Annotated in this window: 23 protein-coding genes, 1 tRNA gene and 1 pseudogene; 6 read left to right on the forward strand and 19 right to left on the reverse strand. The window is 53.4% G+C overall.

Translation table 11 applies throughout. The annotated features are described in order from the left end of the window. Positions 1–68 precede the first annotated feature (68 nt). From ABDK75_RS13855 to ABDK75_RS13880, 6 genes are all read right to left on the reverse strand, one after another. Positions 69–557 carry a hypothetical protein gene (locus tag ABDK75_RS13855; RefSeq protein ID WP_339408081.1) on the reverse strand — a complete coding sequence of 163 codons (489 nt, stop codon included), beginning with the start codon at positions 555–557 and terminating at the stop codon, positions 69–71. A gap of 23 nt (positions 558–580) precedes the next feature. Beyond that, the gene (locus ABDK75_RS13860; protein WP_211503379.1) at positions 581–1999 is read right to left on the reverse strand and encodes a phage portal protein; all 1419 of its coding nucleotides are present in this window, start codon (positions 1997–1999) and stop codon (positions 581–583) included. 42 nt (positions 2000–2041) lie between these two features. After that, a complete protein-coding gene (locus ABDK75_RS13865; protein ID WP_346006166.1) occupies positions 2042–3358 on the reverse strand; it encodes a phage terminase large subunit in 1317 nt (438 codons plus the stop codon). Beyond that, positions 3339–3788, reverse strand: a complete 450-nt coding sequence (locus ABDK75_RS13870) for a hypothetical protein (protein WP_211501447.1) — start codon at positions 3786–3788, stop codon at positions 3339–3341. Before ABDK75_RS13870 ends, ABDK75_RS13865 begins: the two co-directional genes overlap by 20 nt. Positions 3789–4375: 587 nt before the next feature. After that, entirely contained in the window at positions 4376–4888 is a 513-nt protein-coding gene (locus ABDK75_RS13875; protein ID WP_211497203.1) for a hypothetical protein, read from the reverse strand. Beyond that, positions 4888–5196, reverse strand: coding sequence for a hypothetical protein (locus tag ABDK75_RS13880; RefSeq protein WP_064274272.1), 309 nt, complete (start codon positions 5194–5196; stop codon positions 4888–4890). Before ABDK75_RS13880 ends, ABDK75_RS13875 begins: the two co-directional genes overlap by 1 nt. 106 nt (positions 5197–5302) lie before the next feature. Between ABDK75_RS13880 and ABDK75_RS13885 the strand changes: the two genes are divergently transcribed. Further along, on the forward strand, positions 5303–5695 hold the full coding sequence (locus tag ABDK75_RS13885) for a helix-turn-helix domain-containing protein (protein WP_046900300.1): 393 nt from the start codon (positions 5303–5305) through the stop codon (positions 5693–5695). A 535-nt stretch (positions 5696–6230) separates the two neighbouring features. Here the strand turns inward: ABDK75_RS13885 and ABDK75_RS13890 are convergent. Next, positions 6231–7745 carry a replicative DNA helicase gene (locus tag ABDK75_RS13890; protein WP_346006167.1) on the reverse strand — a complete coding sequence of 505 codons (1515 nt, stop codon included), beginning with the start codon at positions 7743–7745 and terminating at the stop codon, positions 6231–6233. A gap of 121 nt (positions 7746–7866) precedes the next feature. Here ABDK75_RS13890 and ABDK75_RS13895 point away from each other — a divergent pair, with 121 nt between their 5' ends. Further along, on the forward strand, positions 7867–8181 hold the full coding sequence (locus ABDK75_RS13895; RefSeq protein ID WP_339408086.1) for a hypothetical protein: 315 nt from the start codon (positions 7867–7869) through the stop codon (positions 8179–8181). Here ABDK75_RS13895 and ABDK75_RS13900 read toward each other — a convergent pair. After that, entirely contained in the window at positions 8157–9479 is a 1323-nt protein-coding gene (locus ABDK75_RS13900) for a folylpolyglutamate synthase/dihydrofolate synthase family protein (protein ID WP_339408088.1), read from the reverse strand. The two genes, ABDK75_RS13895 and ABDK75_RS13900, sit on opposite strands and share 25 nt — an antisense overlap. Next, a complete protein-coding gene (accD, locus tag ABDK75_RS13905; protein ID WP_086633071.1) occupies positions 9479–10348 on the reverse strand; it encodes an acetyl-CoA carboxylase, carboxyltransferase subunit beta in 870 nt (289 codons plus the stop codon). The genes ABDK75_RS13900 and accD overlap by 1 nt, the downstream gene beginning before the upstream one ends. 272 nt (positions 10349–10620) lie before the next feature. Here accD and ABDK75_RS13910 point away from each other — a divergent pair, with 272 nt between their 5' ends. Further along, complete coding sequence (locus ABDK75_RS13910) at positions 10621–11184, forward strand: HdeD family acid-resistance protein (RefSeq protein WP_086633070.1); 564 nt, start codon at positions 10621–10623, stop codon at positions 11182–11184. Positions 11185–11256: 72 nt separating this feature from the next. Here the strand turns inward: ABDK75_RS13910 and trpA are convergent, their stop codons facing one another. Together trpA and trpB are read right to left on the reverse strand one after the other, a co-directional pair. Next, complete coding sequence (gene trpA / locus ABDK75_RS13915; protein WP_346006168.1) at positions 11257–12069, reverse strand: tryptophan synthase subunit alpha; 813 nt, start codon at positions 12067–12069, stop codon at positions 11257–11259. Beyond that, on the reverse strand, positions 12066–13292 hold the full coding sequence (trpB, locus tag ABDK75_RS13920) for a tryptophan synthase subunit beta (RefSeq protein ID WP_346006169.1): 1227 nt from the start codon (positions 13290–13292) through the stop codon (positions 12066–12068). Before trpB ends, trpA begins: the two co-directional genes overlap by 4 nt. Positions 13293–13470: 178 nt before the next feature. Here trpB and ABDK75_RS13925 point away from each other — a divergent pair, with 178 nt between their 5' ends. After that, positions 13471–14520 carry a CorA family divalent cation transporter gene (locus tag ABDK75_RS13925; protein WP_046900308.1) on the forward strand — a complete coding sequence of 350 codons (1050 nt, stop codon included), beginning with the start codon at positions 13471–13473 and terminating at the stop codon, positions 14518–14520. Here ABDK75_RS13925 and ABDK75_RS13930 read toward each other — a convergent pair. The 5 genes from ABDK75_RS13930 to alr form a co-directional block, all read right to left on the reverse strand. Continuing rightward, complete coding sequence (locus tag ABDK75_RS13930; RefSeq protein ID WP_086633067.1) at positions 14517–14957, reverse strand: DUF934 domain-containing protein; 441 nt, start codon at positions 14955–14957, stop codon at positions 14517–14519. The two genes, ABDK75_RS13925 and ABDK75_RS13930, sit on opposite strands and share 4 nt — an antisense overlap. After that, positions 14944–16617, reverse strand: coding sequence for a nitrite/sulfite reductase (locus ABDK75_RS13935; protein WP_346006170.1), 1674 nt, complete (start codon positions 16615–16617; stop codon positions 14944–14946). Before ABDK75_RS13935 ends, ABDK75_RS13930 begins: the two co-directional genes overlap by 14 nt. Next, positions 16614–16931 carry a DUF2849 domain-containing protein gene (locus ABDK75_RS13940; protein ID WP_346006171.1) on the reverse strand — a complete coding sequence of 106 codons (318 nt, stop codon included), beginning with the start codon at positions 16929–16931 and terminating at the stop codon, positions 16614–16616. Before ABDK75_RS13940 ends, ABDK75_RS13935 begins: the two co-directional genes overlap by 4 nt. Before the next feature lie 237 nt (positions 16932–17168). Next, positions 17169–17615 carry an Rrf2 family transcriptional regulator gene (locus ABDK75_RS13945; protein WP_064274282.1) on the reverse strand — a complete coding sequence of 149 codons (447 nt, stop codon included), beginning with the start codon at positions 17613–17615 and terminating at the stop codon, positions 17169–17171. Positions 17616–17741: 126 nt separating this feature from the next. After that, entirely contained in the window at positions 17742–18866 is a 1125-nt protein-coding gene (alr, locus tag ABDK75_RS13950; protein ID WP_346006172.1) for an alanine racemase, read from the reverse strand. A gap of 111 nt (positions 18867–18977) precedes the next feature. Between alr and ABDK75_RS13955 the strand changes: the two genes are divergently transcribed. Further along, entirely contained in the window at positions 18978–19451 is a 474-nt protein-coding gene (locus ABDK75_RS13955) for an Lrp/AsnC family transcriptional regulator (protein ID WP_346006173.1), read from the forward strand. Positions 19452–19539: 88 nt separating this feature from the next. Continuing rightward, positions 19540–19770, forward strand: coding sequence for a (2Fe-2S)-binding protein (locus tag ABDK75_RS13960; protein ID WP_346006193.1), 231 nt, complete (start codon positions 19540–19542; stop codon positions 19768–19770). A 46-nt stretch (positions 19771–19816) separates the two neighbouring features. Here ABDK75_RS13960 and bfr read toward each other — a convergent pair whose 3' ends face one another. The 3 genes and pseudogenes from bfr to ABDK75_RS13975 form a co-directional block, all read right to left on the reverse strand. Further along, positions 19817–20338 carry a bacterioferritin gene (gene bfr, locus ABDK75_RS13965; RefSeq protein WP_233125940.1) on the reverse strand — a complete coding sequence of 174 codons (522 nt, stop codon included), beginning with the start codon at positions 20336–20338 and terminating at the stop codon, positions 19817–19819. Positions 20339–20765: 427 nt separating this feature from the next. Beyond that, positions 20766–21077 (reverse strand): annotated as a pseudogene (locus ABDK75_RS13970) (transposase); the annotation flags it as partial. Positions 21078–21233: 156 nt separating this feature from the next. Continuing rightward, positions 21234–21310: transfer RNA gene (locus ABDK75_RS13975), tRNA-Met, on the reverse strand. Between the last annotated feature and the right edge of the window lie 50 nt (positions 21311–21360).

The raw sequence follows: 21360 nt of genomic DNA on the forward strand, positions 1-21360 counted from the left end.
TTCCGTAAATATTTATGAAAAATTCCGGCATACTTGGCCGGTCAAATATTTAATTCACTGTCGCGCTATCAAGCCCGAGCCAGAAACTGCCACTTGCGCGCTTCGTAATCAGCTTCAGTAGCTGCGCGCGCATCAAAAGGTTCAATGCCGCCAGGCTTCGGTGCCGGGTACCCAACCGTTGTGCCACTCGAATATCCGGGCCGCACAATTTCTCCGAACAGATATGCACGCTCCTGCCGCGCCTGTTCCAAAGCCTCAATCACTCCCACAACCGCGCCATCCTCAGTGCGGGTAACACCGCCCATATCAATCAGACGAACAACATCTTCAGGATTATACGCGCCCAAACGAACAGCCTCTGACCGCAGAGCCGCAACCATGATTTCACGGTCACTTTCCTGCTTCACACGAGACATAATTTCCTCATGCGATCGCTGCAGATCTTCCTGCCGGGCAACGGCATCCGCCATTTCCCGACGAACGGATTTGACCTCATCCTGCGCTTGAGCAAGCGCCTGACGCAGAGCCTCCACACCCTCAATAGTTTCTTCAGACACGGATATTTTCCCTCCGTTCAATGTCACGCCTCATCCGGCGCAACCCACTGTTCAAGCACACGCCATTCTGCCCCGGGGTCAGAATTTCCAGATGCCGTCGCATACATTCTGACAGCCGTCTCTCGGCTTAGAATCCCGTTGGAAACAGCCGTCACCAGCCCCTGCGACAGCGACAGAAGCTCCGGATCCGTCGCTGGGAACCAGGCGGGCCACCTCAATGCCATGCGACAATAAGGGAGGTCTTTCACCAAAGCCCCACCCAACCGCAGACCGTTTTCCAGCACACAGGAAAAACGGCAGGCCATTCGGTAAACAGCCAAAAGCCCATTCTCGCCATAAGAATGCCGCAGCCGATCCACCAGCCAGATCAGAGGCTGGCACATCATTTCCATGGCCTTGCCAGACTGCACGCCTGAAATCCGATCGCCATGCGCCCGGTTGCCGTGCAGTTGCTCCAAGGCAATTTGCCGCAGTTCCCGATAGTGCTCGAGCACTGCCCCTGCAGCATTGCCGTTAATTTCCAGAAGCTTGGCATCCCCTTCAGGAGGCAACGTCAGAGCCGACGACGCTCCGCCTTGATGAGCCACACCATCCGAAAAACCGCCAGTTTTCAAAACCAGCGTCGGATCAGAGCCATATTTCAGACCCCGCCCAGCCTGAGACAGAAGGTAGTCCGCCTCAATGACCGTATCGATCGCCCGTTCAAAAGTGCATTCCCCTTCCGGGTCACGCCCATGTACACCACCCAGATTACGGATCCAGATAATCGGTACAAAACCCAGCCCATGGCGCACGGACCGGCTTTCATCCCGAACCCCACCGTCCATACCGACAAGCCAGGGTACGGAAACTGCGCAATCCATTGGTGTCCAAATCCGCTGCCACCAGAATTGCGCACCCAATAGATCTTCGCCAATTGGATAACCCTGCGCAGCAAGATCCCGGCCTCGAACAAGAAACCGTTCCTCAACACGCAAAAGCTCGCCACTGGCATCATCCCAGACCGGCGTCAGATAAGCCGTATCGAGAACAGAAAGCTTCGGCACGCCGGCCGACACCTCAAAAAGAACCACCACCGAGCCAATGGAACCACACGTGGCGGCTTCCATCATCAGTGATGCTAAGCGCGTCTGTGCGGCGAAAACACTCATGGCTTCCGCAACCCGCACATCATCCGTAATCAGACTGGGCCAGTGCGTATCGCCAAAAAGCAACGAGACGGATTCATCGACAACCGTTCGGCATAAATTGCTCCGGACAGATGGTCGTCTATTCGAAAGCGGAATGTATTCCCCCGCCCCTGATCGTTCCAGCGAGAACGGATGAGGCAAGGCGTCATATTGCGTTCCGTCCAGAACGCGCCTTAACGCCAGCAGGCGTGCTGTGCGCGCAGACGCACCCGCCGGCACGGCATACCGCCGTTGCAGGGACAACCAGTCCATGAATTCTCCAATGCTAAAGCCCGCCTGCAGCCTAGAAGCCGGTCAGCGCGCCAACGAAAATGCTGACGGGCTCCAGCCCGCCATACTGCTGCTGCCAGACAGCATCAGTTCACTCAGTCCCCAGACCATCGCATCCGCCCGATCCGGAGACCGGGGCCCTCGATATCCACTGACTGAAAAATGACAGAGCTGATCCTCAAGCGCTTCAAAGCGCCCGTGATGAACCACCTTGCCAATCTCATAGAGCGCCGCCACAGGCTCTGCCCGCGCAGCCTTGCCTCTCGCTGCTGTGACCAGCCGAACCGGCGCAGTCGCTCGCACACTCCGAATGGTATTCTCTACCAGAGCACCACCGAAATTTCGTTCGGCAACAATCCGCTCTGCCCGCCAGTCATCCAGAGCATGCAATGCCCGTGCAGCCCATCCTGCCGGACTGTCTCTGGCAGAAAGATCTTCCAGAACATGTCCAACACCATCAGCATCCACGCCGCAGACAACAATTCCGATTTCATCCGATCGATAATCTTCCGGACCAGAGGCTCCCGAAGGATCAACCGACACCAGAATACGCCGCATGCGTGAAGCAATATCCATCCGCGTCTGAGCCGCAACAGCAGCTTCGCGTCTGAACGACTCAATCCGCCAGAGCGCCCCTTCAACAGCAACCTGGTATTCTCCATGAAGAAACCGTCGCCGCTCTCGTTCCGGCAACGCTTCCAGCGCTACAAGATAATCATCTCCCAGATTATCCCTGTTAGAATGCGGATTAAGAATCATCGTGCCATATAAGGAACGATCCGAAATGGGTTGCCCCGATTTCGGCTCTATTCCCAACTCGAAAAGCGCGTACAGCCAATGACCAACACTCGGCGGATTGGCATCAATATATTCACGGTTCACCAAGTCACATTTCTGCGCCAGGCGCGTCAGCAACATGTTCCGCGCGCCATAACTGATCTGGCTCGCCTCATTCAGATAAACTGTCGCAAATTCAAGACCCAGAATTTTCTCGGTACGCTGCTCATCATCCAAACCGCCGAACAGAATGGTAGACCCATTGGAGAACGTCACGACACAGTCCTGCCGATCCAGCTTCCACCGAACCCGCGGAAAACAGAACTGCATGACCTTCGGGAACGTATCCCGCAAAACAGACGCCTTAAGAGCCGTTAATCTGTGACGAAAAATACCATGACGACTGTCTGGAACCTTCAACGCTCGAATAACAACGGCTCGGATCAACACAAACGTTTTTCCTGAGCGTGAGCCACCCCTTAATAAAATATGACGGGCAGGCCCTCCCAGCAAACGAACAGCCTCGCTTTGTGCATCATTCAGTCTAAAGGGCGTTGTCGTCATGGCTGATACAGATGGAAATGGAGCCAGTCTGGTCCTCGGCATGTCCGGTTTTAAAGCGAGAGGGTCGATGTGCCTTTAAAAGAAACGCCATCAGACCATCACTATATTTTTTCCTGACGAGCGGGCTTCCCGTCTCCGGGTTGCAAATAATTTTTCCACCATAGGTAATTGGCTCGTCATATCCTTCGACAGCGCGACGCCGGGCTTCAGCTTCCAGGGCATCTGCCGCTTCCTCCAAAGCATCATCCCAAAGAAATGCGAAGTGAGGGTCCGTCTCTTTCCAATGATACAGCGTGCTTCTCTGAACATCTGCAAAACGGCCCGCTGCAGAGATATTTCCATTGGCAGCAAGATGCTTCAGAAACTGTTCCTTGCGCTGGCGAGATCGCCCATGGCGTATCCGTTGCTTCTCACTCTGTGTCTCGCTCATTTGTCCATTCCCTTCCCGACTCTGAGCGTCAATCAATCCGAAGCTCTGCTTCACGTCGGCTTTTCATTGACCATCCATCAAGCCAAGCCTCGTGTTTTTGCCCAGCATGTATGGGCTTTTTCCTTGGAAAATGTGTTCTGGGAACTTCCTGTAATCGTAATCGCTGCTCCCGCTGCGCCATAACTTCCAAACGGCTTCTGGTCGCCTCGCTCACGCATCCAAGGGCCTTTAACGAAAGAGTTTTTCGCCGACAGGGAATAGCTCGACAACGCACATCAAGCCGCGTGAGCCCTGCGTCCACCAATTCATGCCATTCAAGAGAACAATCTGCCCGATGAATCGCTTCTTCAGCATTCACTAAAGGGCACGCGACGACATCTAAACCATCCCCAAGAATAACAACCATAACTTGGTGACCGGAAAGGACAACTGATCCGGAAGAAATGTGAAATCGTTCCAACACTAGAAACTCTTCCAAATAAAAAAGGCCAAACTCAAAATTGAGCTGGCCTTTTGAAATAAAATATCTTCAATGTACTTTTCTTATGCAATAATCGCGTTCGAAGTTCAATACTTTTCTGAGAGATTTAAATTTTATTCTTCATATTTTCGTACGCATACGAAAGTTGCTCAAGAAGCAACGCACATTGTGCCGAAACTTTCATACGCGCCCGTCCTTCAGAAAGGCCGGGATAAAGATGACGTGCCATCGCAGAAAAAGACATTTCTCGTGCCAGCATCATTTCAAGACGCACGTGCCCGCACAATCCCAACCTCTCACGAATTTCCGAAATCCGAACCGAGCACTTGCCACGCCCAATCATCCACGTGTGCACATCACCCTTTTCACGAAAACGGCCATCTGACGGTTTTTCTTCCACAATACCAATCGTTGCAAAGAGATACTCCCGGTACCACCGATCTGCAGCAGAAACCTCGTCGTCCCCAATGTCGCCCGCCTCATACATCGAATGCACTGTGTTAACGACACGATGCACCCCATTTCGCTCCACGATTTCATGATGCTGAAAGCGTTCTGGAGTGGGCTTCATATGGCGGGCAATAGTCACCGGAGGGATTTCCCGAATTAACGTTTGCATCAGTGGATACTTTCCCAAATCGCAGAAGCCCCCATCGGAGCCAAAACAGGAAACTGCGGAACACGATCAGCGCCCCACAAAGCGTTCCAGCTCACAGGGTGCCCTGGCGGCAGAGCCTCAGCGCTCTCACGATCCACGACCAGTCTTTTCGGAGTGCCGCCCGATACCTTTGCAATCTTTTTAGCCTTGCGCATCGAACGATTACGCGCCTCTTTATGGAGAGGCTTCCAACTGTCAGCCGCCAACATGGCTGCAATGGCGCTGGCAGATACCCGACGAGGAGTCTGGCTTTCACTCATCTGCCTCATTCTAACTTCCTTCATGCTGCAAATTTGATTTTTGGCAAAATGCCATAGGCAATAAGAAAAAAAACTTCTTCTGGATTTGGCATAAAGCCATTGCTAAAAAGGCCACATGGCCAAACACAAGCGCTCGGACTCCCTGACTATCCTCCAGCGAGCTATCGGAACACGTATCGCCTGGGCCAGGGAACTCGTTATTCCCAACCAGAGCGAATGTGCCAGACTCCTGGGAGTAGATGCCTCCACCCTCAACAAGATTGAGCGTGGCGATCGCGCGCCCAGCGTCTTCCTCATCGCCGCTCTCTCGAACCGCCTCCGCGTCTCGACAGATTTTCTTCTGAAAGGCGTCCTGAACGGTCGTACCGACGAAGAACTGGCCCTGCGGCTGGCTGCCCTGCACCCAGAGTTGGTGCTCCAGCGGCAAGACATGGCTCCCGACAGGGACAAAAGCACGACTTCTGACATACCTGATCAGCCCACGAGACCAGACGAGGATCTGCACTGATAGTGTCTTCGCTGACTTCAATGCGCATTCGAACGCTCCCCCATTCGTCGTAGTGCAGCAAACCTGCCTCGGCGATGGAATGAACAAATCAGAAACGTTTCCAGCTATCAGCGAAACACAACGCATCAACCGGCCCCCTTCCTTCCTCAGCAGCCATCCCCACGACAACCGCCGATTAACGATAAATTAATGGCAATATGCCACTAGGTCAAGAAGCAAATATGGCTCATTGCCATTGCGGGACTTGCGTGTACTCCCCGCTTGGGAAACGTGGCCCCTAACCAACTCCCTCTCACAGCACTCTGACATGATGAAAACTGTTGGTTTCCGTAACTTGCATCACATTGCGGAACCGATTTTTTTTTAACTCGCTTCTGTACTAAAAATTAGAATGCGACAAAGTATTGCTAACCTTTGATGCCTTCCGTGAATCTGCAAAACGGATATTCCTCGGGTGTTAATTCCCGTCTCAAGATTCGATCTCGGGTGATGCTCGGACATAAAAAAAAGCGGTCCGAAGACCGCTTTCCAATTCTTATTCGTGGATCGTATCCAAATCTCCGAACCGGGTATACTCTCCCTCAAAGTACAACTGGACCATTCCAGTCGGACCATGTCGCTGCTTCTCAAGAATCAACTCAGCCTTGTTATGCACAAGGGCCATTTTCCGCTGCCACTCTTCAGTTGCTGCCTGAAACTTCTCGTTGCTATCGTATGCACTATCTTTGGGCATCCGCTGCTGCAGATAATACTCATCACGATACACAAACATCACAGCATCCGCGTCCTGCTCAATAGAGCCAGACTCACGAAGATCCGACAACATCGGTCGCTTGTCCTCGCGGGATTCAACCTGACGAGACAGCTGAGACAATGCGATAACTGGTACTGAAAGCTCTTTCGCAATTGCTTTCAGGCCCTGTGTAATCATTGAAATTTCCAACACACGACTGTCCGGTTTGGTCCCAATCGCAGGACGCATCAATTGCAGATAATCCACAACGACCAAGCTTAACCCCTGCGTTCGCGCCAACCTCCGGCATCGCGTTCTCATCGCGGAAAGCGAAATAGCCGGCGTATCGTCAATGTAAAGTGGCAGCTTCTGCAATTCACGAGACACCCGTACAAACCGATCAAACTCTTTCTGTCCGATGTCACCACGACGAATTTTTTCACCCGATACTTCTGCCTCGCCAGATAGAATACGCGTCGCCAACTGTTCAGATGACATTTCAAGAGAGAAGATAGCGACGGAGCCGTGAGACTTCTCTCCACGCTCTTCAGCGTCTCTCATGATCGAACGCGCAGCCGAGAACGCAATTTTCGTCGCCAGCGCTGTCTTTCCCATGGCCGGACGCCCAGCAAGAATCAAAAGATCAGACGGATGCAACCCACCCGTCCTTTTATCCAGATCCCGCAGTCCGGACGTCAGGCCAACAACATCTCCTGTCCGTAGAAATGCCTTCTCAGCAACATCAATAGCTCCCGTAAGGGCTTTGCCGAACGAGACAAACCCACCCTCCTGACCACGTTCAGTCGCAAGTTTGAACAACGCCTCTTCAGAAGCCGCGATCTGATCACTACCATCCAGGTCAGGCCGCGCTCCAAAAGCATTGTTTACAACTGTCTCTCCGATATCGATGAGCTGACGCCGGACCCATGCATCGTGAACAACACGACCATAATCCCCGGCATTTACGATCCCCACCATGGCGGTCAAAAGTTTGGCGAGATACGCAGGGCCGCCCGCAGCATCCAGCACACCCGTGTGCTCGAATTCGGCCTTCATCGTAACGGGGTCAGCGAGCTGGCCACGCTCAATGCGACGGGCCACAGCCTCATAAATCCGGCCATTCACCGAGTCGGCAAAATGCTCGGGCTCCAGAAAATCCGAGACCCGCTCATAGGCCTTGTTATTTGTCAGGATAGCTCCGAGAAGCGCCTGCTCTGCCGCGATATTCGCTGGCGGAGAACGACGCAGGAGCGCGCCTAGCCCCCCATCATCAGAGGACGCGTCAGACGCAGCTGGAGAGGGAAAGGATTCGATCATAGTCACGACAGTCTTTTACCATCAGCTTCCTCCAGAAGCAGCGCCTCAATGTGCATCTCCTGCCGAGACAAAACGTTTTCAGTCCTGTCAGCCTCTCAATCGCTACATCAGGACGCGGGACATGATCTCAAAAGAGAAGTTCTACGACAGCCTTCAGAACGCCAGTCCGCCCACCGGCCTCTCTCTTCCTCAAACAGCACTCTGGTGGATTGGAAAACAGAATTGGGCCAAAGCACACGAACTGGTGCAATCAGCCGAAGGCATACGACCAAACGACCGTATTCACGCCCTTCTTCACCGACAGGAAGGAGATCTGGCCAACGCCCGCTACTGGTATTCCAGAGCGGATGCGAGGATGCCGGACCAGACCATTATGCAGGAATGGGATGACCTGGTCCGACAAAACTTCGCTCAGACGGAAACCCAGCCATCCTGAGCAAGAGCAACGCCTGCAAGATAAAGACTACCGCAAATCAGCACGCGTGCGGGCTCTTGCCCACTTTCAGCCAAACGCTCCAAAGCTTTGACAATCGTCGGCCCAGCGATTGCGATTCCCCCGGACGCAGCAACCAGCTCCTCCACAGGCGTGGCAAGATGCTGGTCAACTTCCGCAACCGCCTGAACACTGGCTGCACGCGCCAAGAGGGGCCTGAGAAATCCACTCACGTCCTTGCTCTGCTTGACCCCGGCAATGATGTGAACAGGTCGATCCTTCCAACCATCAAGCACTTCCCCCAGCACCTCACCTGCACCAGGGTTATGGCCACCGTCTAGATAAAGCTCCCACCCATCTGGCAGCATAGCAGCAAGCGTTCCATGCAATCGCTGTAATCGGGCAGGCCAGTCAGTTCTGGCAATACCCTCATACGCACTCAACGGGATATTCAACCCAGACACCCGCAAAGCCGCAATCGCAAGAGCTGCATTTGTTGCCTGATGCGGCCCCTTCAAACCCGGCAAGGGCAATTCAAGGCTACCTTGCGGGTCAGAATAATGCAGCTTTAGACCATCCACCCGAACGTGCACATTCTGTCCCAGGCTCCACAGAGGCGCCTTCAATGCCTCCGCACGCGACCGAATGGCATTTAACGCTTCTGAAGCCTGCGGAGAGACAACGACGGGCACACCAGGCTTGATAATCCCAGCTTTTTCACCAGCAATGGCCTCCAGCGTTTCTCCCAGAAAGGCCTGATGATCCAGACTGATCGTCGTGATGGCACACGCAGCAGGCTTAGGAACCACATTTGTGGCATCCAGCCGTCCACCGAGACCCACTTCAAGAATGACAAGGTCAGCAGGGATGCGAGAGAAAAGAAGAAAACCTGCGGCCGTCAAAACCTCGAAGACGGTAATGGGCGCACCTGCATTAACGCGCTCAACCTCTTCAAAAGCATCCACCAGCGTATCTTCGTCAACCAGCTTCCCTGCCAGACGAAACCGCTCAGTAATGCTCACAAGATGCGGGCTGGTCATCACATGCACGCGGAGACCTGCTGCCTCGGCAATCGCCCGCAGATTAGCGCATGTGCTCCCCTTGCCGTTCGTACCAGCAACATGAATGACTGGCGGCAAGTGCAGTTCGGGATGACCCAGCTTAGCCAGAAGAACTTCCAGCCGCCCAAGAGAAAGATCAATCAGCTTGGGATATAACTGGTGCAACCGGGCAAGAACCTCGCCCGGCCGTCCCTGATATTCACCAGCCAGACGGACCGGCTCCCCCTTCTGGGCACCCATCAGGCAGCGACGTCCGGAGCCGCCTTTTGGCGAGTCAGCATACCAAGAACGCGCCCCAGAAGCTCAGGCAGCTCGGAGCGCTTTGCAACAATATCAACCATCCCGTGCTCACGCAGGTATTCAGACCTCTGGAAACCTTCCGGCAGTTTCTCGCGCACGGTGTCCTGAATCACACGAGGACCAGCAAAAGCTATGAGCGCGTTCGGCTCAGCAATGTGAATATCACCCAGCATTGCGAAAGACGCTGATACGCCCCCGGTCGTCGGGTTCGTAAAGACCACGATATAGGGCAGACCAGCTTCCTGAAGCATCTGCACGCCAATCGTTGTACGCGGCATCTGCATGAGGCTGACAGCGCCTTCCTGCATACGCGCACCACCGGAAGCCGTGTAAATCACCAGCGGGGCCTTCTGAAGAACAGCCAAACGACAGGCCGCCACAAAAGCCTCACCCAGACCTGCTCCCATCGTTCCCAACAGGAACTCAGGTGCCATGACGGCCACCACAGCCTTCTGCCCCTGAATTCGGCCATGAGCGACCACAAGCCCCTCATCAAGATGAGACTTGTTTCGCGCGTCCTTCAGACGATCGGTGTAACGCTTGGAATCCTTGAACCCCAGCGGATCAACCGGCATCTTCGGGAGCTCGATGGTCGTATATTCGCCACCATCGAACGTCCAGGCCAGACGCTCCTTTGCCGTCGCACGCATATGATGCCCACAATGCGGGCACACCTTCTGGGAGCGCTCCATTTCCTTGACGAGCATCATCTGCCCGCAGGAATCGCAGTTTGTCCAAAGATTATCCGGCACGTCCCGCTGAAGCAGGCCACGCAGCTTGGGTCGGACGTAATCGGTCAGCCAGCTCATGTCGTCTCGTTACTTTCTGCCTGCCTTCGGGACGAAGGCCAGAATGGGAAAAGGCTCTTGTAGAGGCCATTCATAATCGGCGCGTTTTAGCGTTGCCAGCACATTTATGCCAGCCTTGCCATACAGAACTGTGCCCAGCCTCGGAAAAATATGGCACCATCTCCCTTAAGGAACACGCACCGCGATCACCTGCAACCACTGAGCGTCCTCGCGGTTTAATCAGGCAAAATCAGTGAACAGACGGGCCATTGTTCCCGTCCGGAGAAACCCCAATGTCCGACAGTTTCAATACCGTGCAGTTCTCCCCTCAGTCAGGCCTGAAACCCGGATGGTTCATCGGCGTGGGCGCCTTCCTGGTCGTCCTGGGGCTTCTGGCAGCCTTTGATGCGATCGCCACAACGCTTGCCAGCATGGTCCTTCTGGGCGTTCTGCTCATCATCGGTGGAATCGCCCAAATCATGCAGAGCTTCGCGCATCGCGGGCTCCCCCTGCCCAACCAGTGGCTTTCCGGCCTGATCGGCGGACTTTACATTCTTGGCGGACTTCTCCTCATCGAAGAGCCCGCAACCGGATCGGTCTTCATTACGGCTATCCTTGCAGGCTGCCTTATCTTCGCAGGCCTTAGCCGTGCCTTCTGGGCCGCCGGGCACCGCACAACAGGTGGCTGGGGCCTCCTCGCCGTCAGTGGCGTCTTCACGCTCCTGATTGGCATCCTTCTCTACATGACACTGCCGTGGTCAGGCCTGTGGCTAATCGGAACCCTGATTGCCATCGAGCTTCTGATGGCTGGGGCATCTGCCATTCTTTTTGGCATGTCACTGCGCAATCGCACGTGATCAGACTGCAAATAAAAAGAGCGCATCAGAGAAACCCCTGATGCGCTCCAAATTTACCACCCGAAACAGGTTTCACCCCCGAACGGCCGCAGACAATTCAATAAGCTGCTTCAATACGGATGGAACCGTCTTTTCCGTCGCTTGTCCCTCAGACAGCGTCCCCGCCATCGTCTTGATCAAAGCAGAAGCCACCACAGCAGCATCCCCAATCCGGGATGCCGCCCGCGCCTGCTCAGGCGTCGAAATCCCAAACCCGATCGCAACCGGCAGATCCGTCGCTTCCCGAATCTTCGGAAGAGCTTCCTCAAGCTGCGCCTGGCTGGCGCTGCCCGTCCCCGTGATCCCCGTGATGCTTACATAATACACGAAGCCAGACGCATCTTTCAGCACATGGAACAGACGCGTCCGGGATGTCGTCGGGGCCACAAGAGAAATGATATCCAGCCCGGCTGCCCGCGCATGGGCATCCAGCAGATCCGCCTCTTCCGTCGGCATATCCACGACAATGATACCATCCACACCCGCCTGAACCGCATCAAAGCAGAATTCCGCTGGCCCATAGCTATCAATCGGGTTCAGATATCCCATCAGAATAATCGGCGTCTCGGCATCGGTCTCCCGGAAAGACCGAACCATCTCCAGAACGCCGCCCAACGTCGCGCCGGCTTTCAGCCCCCGCAGTGCCGCAGCCTGAATCGTCGGACCGTCCGCTGAAGGATCGGAGAACGGCACACCAATCTCGATCAGATCCGCCCCCGCAGCTGGCATCGCCTTAAGCAGCTCAAGCGAGGTCTCATAATCCGGATCAAACGCCTGAAGATACGGAATCAGTGCACCCCGTCCCTCCGTCTTGAGGGCTTCAAAACGGGCTTTGATACGGGTCACAGGTTCACTCCCAGATGGCTCGCCACAGTGAAGATATCCTTGTCTCCACGGCCAGAGACGTTCAGCACGATGATCTTGTCTTTCGGCATATCCGGCGCAATCTTCATGACATGCGCCAATCCATGGGCGCATTCGAGAGCCGGAATAATGCCTTCCGTCCGCGTCAGAAGCTGGAACGCCTCCAGAGCCTCCTGATCCGTCACACCAACATACTCGGCACGCCCAATATCATTCAGCCAGGAATGCTCCGGCCCGATCCCCGGGTAATCCAGCCCCGCACTGATCGAATGCGCCTCTTCGATCTGACCATGCTTGTCCTGAAGCAAATACGTCCGGTTGCCGTGAAGCACACCCGAACGCCCACGCAAGATGGACGCCGCCGTCTTGCCAGAATCCAGTCCAAGCCCAGCAGCCTCCACACCAATCAGACGCACATCCGCATCATCAAGGAACGGGTGGAAAATCCCCATTGCGTTTGAGCCGCCGCCAATGGCCGCAACAATCACATCCGGCAGACGCCCCTCAGCCCGGACAATCTGCTCCTTCACTTCCGTACCAATAATGGACTGGAAATCACGAACCATCTCAGGATACGGATGCGGTCCAGCAACCGTACCCACCAGGAAATATGTATCCGCCACATTCGCAACCCAGTCGCGCATGGCTTCATTCATGGCATCCTTGAGTGTCCCGGCCCCAGCCGTCACCGGCTTTACCTCAGCCCCAAGCAGATGCATGCGGAAGACGTTGGGCTTCTGGCGCTCAACATCCGTTGCGCCCATGTAAATGACGCATTTCAGCCCAAAGAGCGCACAAACCGTTGCCGTCGCCACACCATGCTGGCCAGCGCCAGTCTCAGCCACGATCCGCGTCTTGCCCATCCGCCGGGCCAGAAGGATCTGTCCCATGACGTTGTTGAGCTTGTGCGAACCTGTGTGGTTCAGCTCCTCACGCTTGAGATAAACCTTCGCACCACCCAGCTCTTCCGTCAGGCGCTTCGCAAACCACAACGGGCTCGGACGGCCAACGTAATCCCGGTAATAGTAGTCCAGCTCCTCACGAAACGCTGGGTCAGCCTGCGTCGCGCGATACGCCTCCTCCAGTTCAAGAACCAGAGGCATCAGCGTTTCCGCAACAAAGCGTCCACCGAAGACGCCAAACCGGCCGCGCTCGTCCGGTCCGGAACGCAAGGAGTTAGACAAGGAAGATGAAGGGGTCGTCATACCGGGCTCTGTTCCGCTTAAAGGGCTAACCAGCGATACCAAGGCCAGACGGGAACGTCCATCCACACCATTTTTAAGAAACCACCCTTACCGAATTCTCGGCAGCCCCCTTGCACAGAGCGCATCCTCAAGACATGAGTCAGAACACCTCCTGCCTCCGACCAAGGATCTTTCTCTGATGCTTCTCGCCCGGCCCGCCGGCACACCGGCCCGCGAGATCGGCCCGGACGTCGATATCAATGCCACGAACTGGATTGACCTCATCAATCCAACACATGATGAAATCACAAAAGCCGAGACACTCCTTGGGGTGCACATTCCCAAACTGGAAGAGCTGGAAGAGATCGAAAGTTCATCCCGCCATTATGAACGGGACAACTGCCTCTATCTCTCCACCCCCCTTGTACGCCGTGCGGATGACGTCTCGTTCTCCAAACCCGTCGGTTTCATCCTGACGGAAAAGAGAATCATCACAGTCCGCTACACGGACTATTTCGCATTTGATCTCGTAGGGGGAAAGCTGGCCGAATACCCGGCAGGCAAGGTCTCGCCCTCTTCAACGGAACTGCTGGTTGAACTACTCGAAGAGATTATCAACCGTCTGGCGGATATCCTCGAAGGCCTGGGGCGCACTCTCGACACCATTTCCCGCCGCGTCTTCAACGCCGAGCAACCGCGCGATCGCGCACGCGTGGGCGCCATGCTTCGCGAAACCCTGCGCCGCCTCGGATATGCCGGAGACCTAGCCTCAACAGTCCGGGACAGTCTCCTCGGCATCGACCGTGTTCGTATCTATCTGGAAGATTACATCAGCCAAAGCCTGCAAAAGGCCAAGGATCAGGGCACATCTCCTCTTCCCGCCAGAGATACTGCCGGGAAATCACCAACGCCGGCTGACACATTTAAATCGCGTCTCAAAGTCGCAGGCCGCGACATTGCTTCCCTGAGCGACTTCGATGCCCAGATCGTCAGCAAGGTCCAATTCCTTCTGGATGCGACATTGGGCTTCATCAGCATCGAGCAGAACGACGGCATGAAAGTCCTCACCGTCGCCAGCTCAATCGGGATCATGCCAACGCTGATCGCAGGTATCTACGGCATGAACTTCAAGGACATGCCGGAGCTTACCTGGAAATATGGCTACCCTTACGGCCTTACCTTGATGGTTCTATCCACCATCCTGCCGCTCTTCTGGTTCTGGCGCCGTGGATGGTTCGGAACCCGTTAGGAGTCTTCTTCAATCCGCAGGCCGCCCTCAACAGGACGAAAAGGCAGAACAGAGCGCTGATATGCCACCGGGAAACGATGGAGCTGTTTTTCCCACAGCTCCACGTCACTTCCCTCCGGCAAAACGACGTTGTCTACGCCACACCGCTTGAGGAAGGCCGCCTGATCTGGAAGGACATGCCCTTCCGCACGAATTTCTCCCGAAAAGCGGAGGTACTCCCGCAATTCCCGCGCCTGCGTAAACACACGCCCATCACGGAAGATCGGAAAGCGCAAAACAACCAGTTCAAGCCGGTTGAGATACGGTTTCAGCGCCGTCGCATCATCAGCAATATCCAGAAGAACAGCACGTGCTTCCGTATTCTCTGCCAACTCTGAAAGCGTTACCAATGCCTCATGAAACTTGGCGGGACGCTCGTTCAGCTCAAACAGTTTCATAAGCTGCCTCCTTGAAAGGGACGTCCCCGAGTCGATCCAACGTATCGAGGAACGTCTCGCCCCTCTGCCTTATACCAAGGTAGCAATCCACCAGCCGGGCAATCGCATCAACCGTATCGTCCTCCGGAAGCGCTGGCCCGAGAATGGTTCCAATGGAGGCCCCGTTCTCTGCCCGGCCGCCCAACGTAATCTGGAAGAACTCTTCCCCGCGCTTGTCCACACCCAGCAAGCCAATATGACCCGCATGATGATGGCCACATGCATTAATGCAGCCTGAAATATTGATCCGTAGCGCGCCAATTTCTGCCTGCAAGGTAGCATCCCCAAAACGAGCACCCAGCTTCTGGGCAATCGGGATGGAACGTGCATTTGCCAGAGCGCAGTAATCCAGCCCTGGGCATGCCACGATGTCACCGATCAGACCAATGTTGGCAGATGCCAAGTCCACTTCTTTCAGGGCCTGCCACAGATCATACAGCCGATCCTGTCGAACATGCCCCAGAACAATGTTCTGAAGATGCGTAATCCGCAGTTCGCCAAAGGAATATTCGTCAGCCAAATCGGCCAGACGGTCCATCTGGGTAGACGTGGCATCTCCCGGAATTCCTCCGGCAGGCTTGAGCGAAACAACCGCTATAATATGACCCGCATCACGGTGCGGATGCGTATTGCTTCGAACCCAGAGATCAAATTCCGGATTAGCCTCACGTCTGGCTGAGAGCTCCTGAGAGGCATTATCCGGGGCTGAGAGTTCCGGAACAGCAAAACGCGCGCGGATCGCACCCACCATTTCAGGCGTCAGACGGTAATGTTCCAGATCCATCTGCTGCAACTCAGCTTCGACAGCCTCACGATAAGCGTCAATGCCCAGAGCCTGAACCAGAATCTTGATCCGTGCCTTGTAAATATTATCGCGGCGTCCATGCGCATTATAGACCCGGACAATCGCTTCGAGCGTTGCAAGCAGACGCTCTTCAGGCACAGCGTCAAATATCTCCTGCCCGATAATGGGCGTGCGGCCTAAGCCTCCTCCCACAAAGATCCGGAAGACAGGACGCCCGTCCGCGCCACTGCGAGCCAGAATCCCAATATCATGGAAACGAGCCGCAACCCGGTCATTCGGACTGCCAGAAATAGCAATCTTGAATTTCCGCGGCAAAAACGTGAATTCGGGATGCAATGTAGACCACTGGCGCAGAATTTCCGCATGAACACGCGGGTCCACGACTTCATCCGCAGCCGCACCCGCAAATTCGTCAGACGTCACATTCCGGATGCAGTTTCCGCTGGTCTGAATGGCATGCATGTCCACCTTCGCCAGATCGCGCAGAATGTCCGGAGTTTCTTCCAGCTTTATCCAGTTAAACTGAATATTCTGACGCGTGGTAAAGTGCCCATAATCACGATCGTACCGACGCGCGATATGCGCGAACATCCGCATCTGCTGACTGTCGATCGTTCCATACGGAATAGCGACACGCAGCATGTAAGCGTGAAGCTGAAGATACAGACCATTCATCAGCCGCAGCGGCTTGAATTCGTCTTCACTCAAGCTTCCATCAATACGGCGCGTTACCTGCCCGGAAAACTCGTCGATGCGAGCGGCCAGAAATTCGCGGTCAATCTGATCATATTGGTAATGGCCAACAGGAGCGTTCATTGCCCGGCCTCCACTGAAAATTCGGGATGTACAGTCGGACCACGCGCACGAATTCGCTCACGCACCGTCACAGGTTCCGGAGGATCAACGTCGCGTACAGCCACTTCATATACACCTACGACACCATCCTGCTGGGCACGCGCCTGCGCTTCCTCAAGAACATCGCTCACGGCGTCAGCATCCAGTTTTTCCGCTGCCCCAACTCGAGCCGCCCAATGTCCATCATGATCGCGCCAGACGATTCTTCCGTCCAGAAGGCGATTAGCCGTCAAAACAAGCTTCTCACCTGCTCCAACACGAACTGGTCGTTTCATAATGCCCTCCGCAGGAACGAAACTGACATAGGATAAACCATCAACTCGCAGGTTTCCCCTCGCATGACGTCAAAAGAAGCTCCGAAGACCTTCTCAACGTAATGCAGCGAATGAAAAAGGACTGAGCGTAGCAACGAAAAATTCACCATAACGGATCAAATAATGATCCATTATGGTGAATTCTCCAACCTCAATCAGCAAATTTTAGTGATAATTTTTTATAACTAATTTTTTTAGTTATATTGAAAAGGAGATAGGAGCTCGATTAGGTCGCTGCATTCCCGCTTCCTCAGCCTGACGCAACAACCCTTCCAAGGTCACAGCTTCCATTTTTTTGGCTAGCTCAACATTCATTGAAGCCCAAAAAGGTTCAAGAACCTTCTCTATTAACGGATTGGCTGCTTCCCCATCGGGGGCGTGTTCTTCGGTAACGGCCTGAACAATCTCATGCACCGTAATGGTTCGGGGCGGACGCCCCAACCGATAACCGCCTTTAGGCCCCCGCACACTATCCAGAAGTTTTTCTCTCGAAAGAGCCTGAAGAACAGGCTCGATCCCGCGACGCAGCATATTACCCCGCTTGGCAATATCAGCGCCACTCACCACACCGGAACGCCCCGCGTGAAAAGCAACATCCAACATGATTGAAACAGCTGTCAGGGCACGATCGCGGCGGAGATACATGAATTTTCCGAATTCAACGCAAAAGAAAGGGCACTTGAACAACTTGCGATGCTCATTCGTGTATTTGGGTCTTTCAAACAGCCCTGTCAATCATTGAAACGGGATTACACTCTCAATCGGATGACTCTACTCCACATATTCGCGATAATATCGCCCACCTAGAGAGGTCAAAATTTCATATCCGATAGTTCCCGCAGATGTGGCCACATCATCAACGCTTCTGCGTGGCCCGATCAAATCAACATACATATCTGCATGCAGCTGAGATTCCGGAACCGCTGATACATCCAAGGCCAGGGAATCCATAGAAACACGCCCTACAATAGGGAGCGCGATATCTCCCAGCCATGCACAACCTGTCCCGCTATTATGCCTGGAAAAACCATCCGCATATCCCACGGCCACCGTCGCAATACGGCGCGGTTTCTCTGGACGATAGGTCAAGCCGTACCCAACAGCATCGCCTACCTCCACATCCCGCAATTGAAGAACACGGGCGTGAAGAGAAACAACCTGCTGCAAGGGATTAGGCAGTTCAGCGTTAGGAGCGATTCCATAGAGAGCCGCGCCAGGCCGAACTAAATCCATATGGTAATCCGTGCCTAGGAATATACCCGAAGAAGCCGAGAGGCTCAAAGGAGCTGCAGGCATTAAGGCTGCCATGTCCCGAAATCTTTGGTGCTGGATTTGGTTGGCTTCACTGGCTGGAACGTCCGCACAAGCCAGGTGACTCATCACCAACCCAATACTGATACCGTCCAAAAGAGTTTGATCATCAGAAAGCTTCCTGACATCCGCCCATGAGAGACCAAAGCGGGACATCCCACTATCCAGCTGGATAACAGCCTCCTGCACAGCCCCCTCTCGCGCAGCCTCGCGTTTCCAAAGATCTATTTGTTCAAGACTGTTGAGAACAGGCCGAAGTCCAAAATAGACACACTCAGCTGCAGCTCCCGGCCGCGGCCCGTGCAAAACCGTAATCCGCGTCTCGGGTGAGACGATCTGACGCAGAGCGATTCCTTCATCAACATGAGCGACAAAGAATTCTTTTGCGCCTTCCCGTTCAAGAATAGGTGCCACTTGCTCAGCACCCAACCCATAGGCGTCCGCTTTCACAACAGCGGCACAAACTGCCGTTCCCACCCTATCCCTCAAAAAGCGATAGTTTTTGGCTATAGCCTTGAGATCAACCGTAAGAGTGGCACCCGCCCGGGAGGCAGGCCAAAGGTGAGGAGCTGATAAGATCGTCATACTTCACCCTATCGCAAATCGAAATGAAATTTCCTGCATAAATTCAGCATATTCTTCAGTCTCAAGCGTTATATATGCAGCATATAACCAAGGAAGACGGAAAATTGTGACATGATCTTCGATCGCACCACCGAATCCATTCTTCGCCTTCTGCAACATGACGGCCGTATGAGCAATGCAGACCTCGCGGAACGCGTTGGTCTTTCACCCTCAGCATGCCTGAGACGTGTCAAAATGCTTGAAGAGAAAGGCGTCATCCGAGGTTATCATGCCGTCATCGATGATCGGTCTGTACATAACCTGACAACAGTCATTGTACAGATAACCTTGGAGCGCCTGACAGACGAAGCTCTAAGACGCTTTGAAGCCCGCATTAAGGAATGCGCCGACATTCGTGAGTGCTACCTGATGACTGGTGAAGCAGACTATCTTCTGCATGTGGCAGCCCGGGACCTGGCAGACTACGAACGCATCCACAAAGAAGAACTCTCTCGCCTTCCTGGTGTGATCCGCATTCACAGTAACTTCGCCATCAGGCCAGTTGTGCAGCGTTGGAGCACTCAGAACATAAACCAGACAACATAAGGAAATTTTAATCGAACTGCATTTGCGAACTAATCTCATTTGGCGTATAGAAAATTATTGCCTCATGATAGGACGCCACGAGCAGCTCATGATCATTTGTTCATGTAACGCACTTTCCCACAAAGACGTCGAGTCGGCGATCGATGCCGGAGCATCCCGACCTTCCGAAATTTATACTGCCAAGAAGTGCCGTGCTCAGTGTGGGAACTGCGTTCCAGGAATGGTTTGCCTTTTAAAGCAAGCCATTCAGGAGCGGAGAAATGTCGGTCTGGCAAATACGAATATCGCACAGACAACAACGCAAAACGTGTACTGCTAATTTAAAGCAAAAAAATGCCCGGGATTTCCGGGCATTTTCAAAGAACTTAGTCTTGATCAGGTGCTGCGGCAGAATTTGTTTGAATGTACCGCTCAATTCCGACCTGCTTAATCAGGTCAAACTGACGGTCAATAAAGTCTTCATGTTCTTCTTCATTCACAAGAATCTTAAGAAGAAGGTCGCGAGAAACATAATCTCGTACGCTCTCACAATACGCGATACCTTCACGAAGATCTTCAAGAGCTTTCTTCTCAAGCTTCAGATCACATTCGAGAATTTCTTCAACGCTCTGCCCAATCAAAATTTGATTTAGCCGCTGAACATTGGGCAAACCACCCAAGAAAAGAATGCGCTCGATCAGCCAATCGGCATGATGCATTTCTTCAATGGATTCTTCGTATTCTTTCTTACCGAGTAGCGTCACACCCCAGTGGCGCAACGTACGTGCGTGCAAGAAATACTGATTGATGGCCGTTAACTCGTTGGTCAACTGCGTGTTCAGATGCTCGATGACTTTAGGGTCTTTAATCGCCACGGGATAATCCTCTTCGTTATCTTGATTCGCCATCCATACACCAAAAGAAAGTAGATAACAAAAAATAGTTCAATATAACTGTTGATAAAAATAATATACATTCTCATTTGGAATTTTTCATCCATAAAAACCAAATAATTAATATTAATTACTAAAAAGTTTATAATAGTATTGTACATTTACACCTTTAATTCGTAGTATATGTGTATAAATTACATTTATAAAATAATTTGAAGATATTTTTATTATTCCTTAAATTTAATCTAATTTTTCCATTTATTTTCTGTAGTACCAAAATAAATCATAATTCCGATGCTAAAGATTGATCATTTTATAATTCATCTCGATATTAAAAATAACTGCACTGAAATCAAATCGATCCTATCTGTAGCCACATTGAACCGTATCCGGCCCTTCAGGCGGGCACGGATTTTTCTAATCTTCAGACTAGGCATAGAGCTCATATCCAGAACATGACGGTTGCGACGCGGCGAATGGCTGAGAAGAAGACATGCGGGGATCTGTCGTAGCGGCGGGGTACGACCCGCCGCCAGTTCTTAAGCCTTCCGAACATGATTTCGATGCGGTTGCGGCGTTTGTATTTCTGCCTGTTGTATTTGACAGGTCTCTCGCGAGATCTTCGTCCTGGAATGCAGGGTTTTATGCTGCCTTTCTCTTCCAGGGCATCCCTAAACCGGCCGGTGTCATAACCCCGGTCTCCCAGCATCCATTGTGCATCAGAAAGGCTGCCCAGCAGGGCAGCGGCACCTGTTCAGGCGATCCGGATCCCTTTTTTAGCCCCAGCCTCGAAGCCATCTGGCATTCTAGATGTAGCTATATTTTTCAACCGATTGGTGGTGTGGTTCGGTAGAGCAAAACGCAAAACCCCCGCTGTCTCGATGAGATAGCGGGGGTTTAAAACTGTAAGTGGTTGCGGGGGTAGGATTTGAACCTACGGCCTTCAGGTTATGAGCCTGACGAGCTACCGGGCTGCTCCACCCCGCGGTGGTAATGGTGATGTTGGTGTTTTGGGAGTGATGAGTGGGCTAGGGGAC

This window comes from Gluconobacter sp. OJA (assembly GCF_039638325.1).
GTDB classification, from domain to species: domain Bacteria; phylum Pseudomonadota; class Alphaproteobacteria; order Acetobacterales; family Acetobacteraceae; genus Gluconobacter; species Gluconobacter cerinus.

Coding starts and splice junctions, on each gene's coding strand:
- bfr (WP_233125940.1), bottom strand. CDS start 20,338: ATGGCGAATCAAGATAACGAAGAGGATTATCCCGTGGCGATTAAAGAC.
- trpB (WP_346006169.1), bottom strand. CDS start 13,292: ATGACGACCCCTTCATCTTCCTTGTCTAACTCCTTGCGTTCCGGACCG.
- alr (WP_346006172.1), bottom strand. CDS start 18,866: ATGACGATCTTATCAGCTCCTCACCTTTGGCCTGCCTCCCGGGCGGGT.
- ABDK75_RS13940 (WP_346006171.1), bottom strand. CDS start 16,931: ATGAAACGACCAGTTCGTGTTGGAGCAGGTGAGAAGCTTGTTTTGACG.
- ABDK75_RS13945 (WP_064274282.1), bottom strand. CDS start 17,615: ATGTATCTCCGCCGCGATCGTGCCCTGACAGCTGTTTCAATCATGTTG.
- ABDK75_RS13875 (WP_211497203.1), bottom strand. CDS start 4,888: ATGCAAACGTTAATTCGGGAAATCCCTCCGGTGACTATTGCCCGCCAT.
- ABDK75_RS13900 (WP_339408088.1), bottom strand. CDS start 9,479: ATGGGTGCCCAGAAGGGGGAGCCGGTCCGTCTGGCTGGTGAATATCAG.
- ABDK75_RS13960 (WP_346006193.1), top strand. CDS start 19,540: ATGATCATTTGTTCATGTAACGCACTTTCCCACAAAGACGTCGAGTCG.
- ABDK75_RS13955 (WP_346006173.1), top strand. CDS start 18,978: ATGATCTTCGATCGCACCACCGAATCCATTCTTCGCCTTCTGCAACAT.
- ABDK75_RS13865 (WP_346006166.1), bottom strand. CDS start 3,358: ATGACGACAACGCCCTTTAGACTGAATGATGCACAAAGCGAGGCTGTT.
- ABDK75_RS13880 (WP_064274272.1), bottom strand. CDS start 5,196: ATGAGGCAGATGAGTGAAAGCCAGACTCCTCGTCGGGTATCTGCCAGC.
- ABDK75_RS13870 (WP_211501447.1), bottom strand. CDS start 3,788: ATGAGCGAGACACAGAGTGAGAAGCAACGGATACGCCATGGGCGATCT.
- ABDK75_RS13860 (WP_211503379.1), bottom strand. CDS start 1,999: ATGGACTGGTTGTCCCTGCAACGGCGGTATGCCGTGCCGGCGGGTGCG.
- ABDK75_RS13930 (WP_086633067.1), bottom strand. CDS start 14,957: ATGAAACTGTTTGAGCTGAACGAGCGTCCCGCCAAGTTTCATGAGGCA.
- ABDK75_RS13935 (WP_346006170.1), bottom strand. CDS start 16,617: ATGAACGCTCCTGTTGGCCATTACCAATATGATCAGATTGACCGCGAA.
- ABDK75_RS13885 (WP_046900300.1), top strand. CDS start 5,303: ATGGCCAAACACAAGCGCTCGGACTCCCTGACTATCCTCCAGCGAGCT.
- ABDK75_RS13895 (WP_339408086.1), top strand. CDS start 7,867: ATGATCTCAAAAGAGAAGTTCTACGACAGCCTTCAGAACGCCAGTCCG.
- ABDK75_RS13925 (WP_046900308.1), top strand. CDS start 13,471: ATGCTTCTCGCCCGGCCCGCCGGCACACCGGCCCGCGAGATCGGCCCG.
- accD (WP_086633071.1), bottom strand. CDS start 10,348: ATGAGCTGGCTGACCGATTACGTCCGACCCAAGCTGCGTGGCCTGCTT.
- ABDK75_RS13910 (WP_086633070.1), top strand. CDS start 10,621: ATGTCCGACAGTTTCAATACCGTGCAGTTCTCCCCTCAGTCAGGCCTG.
- ABDK75_RS13890 (WP_346006167.1), bottom strand. CDS start 7,745: ATGATCGAATCCTTTCCCTCTCCAGCTGCGTCTGACGCGTCCTCTGAT.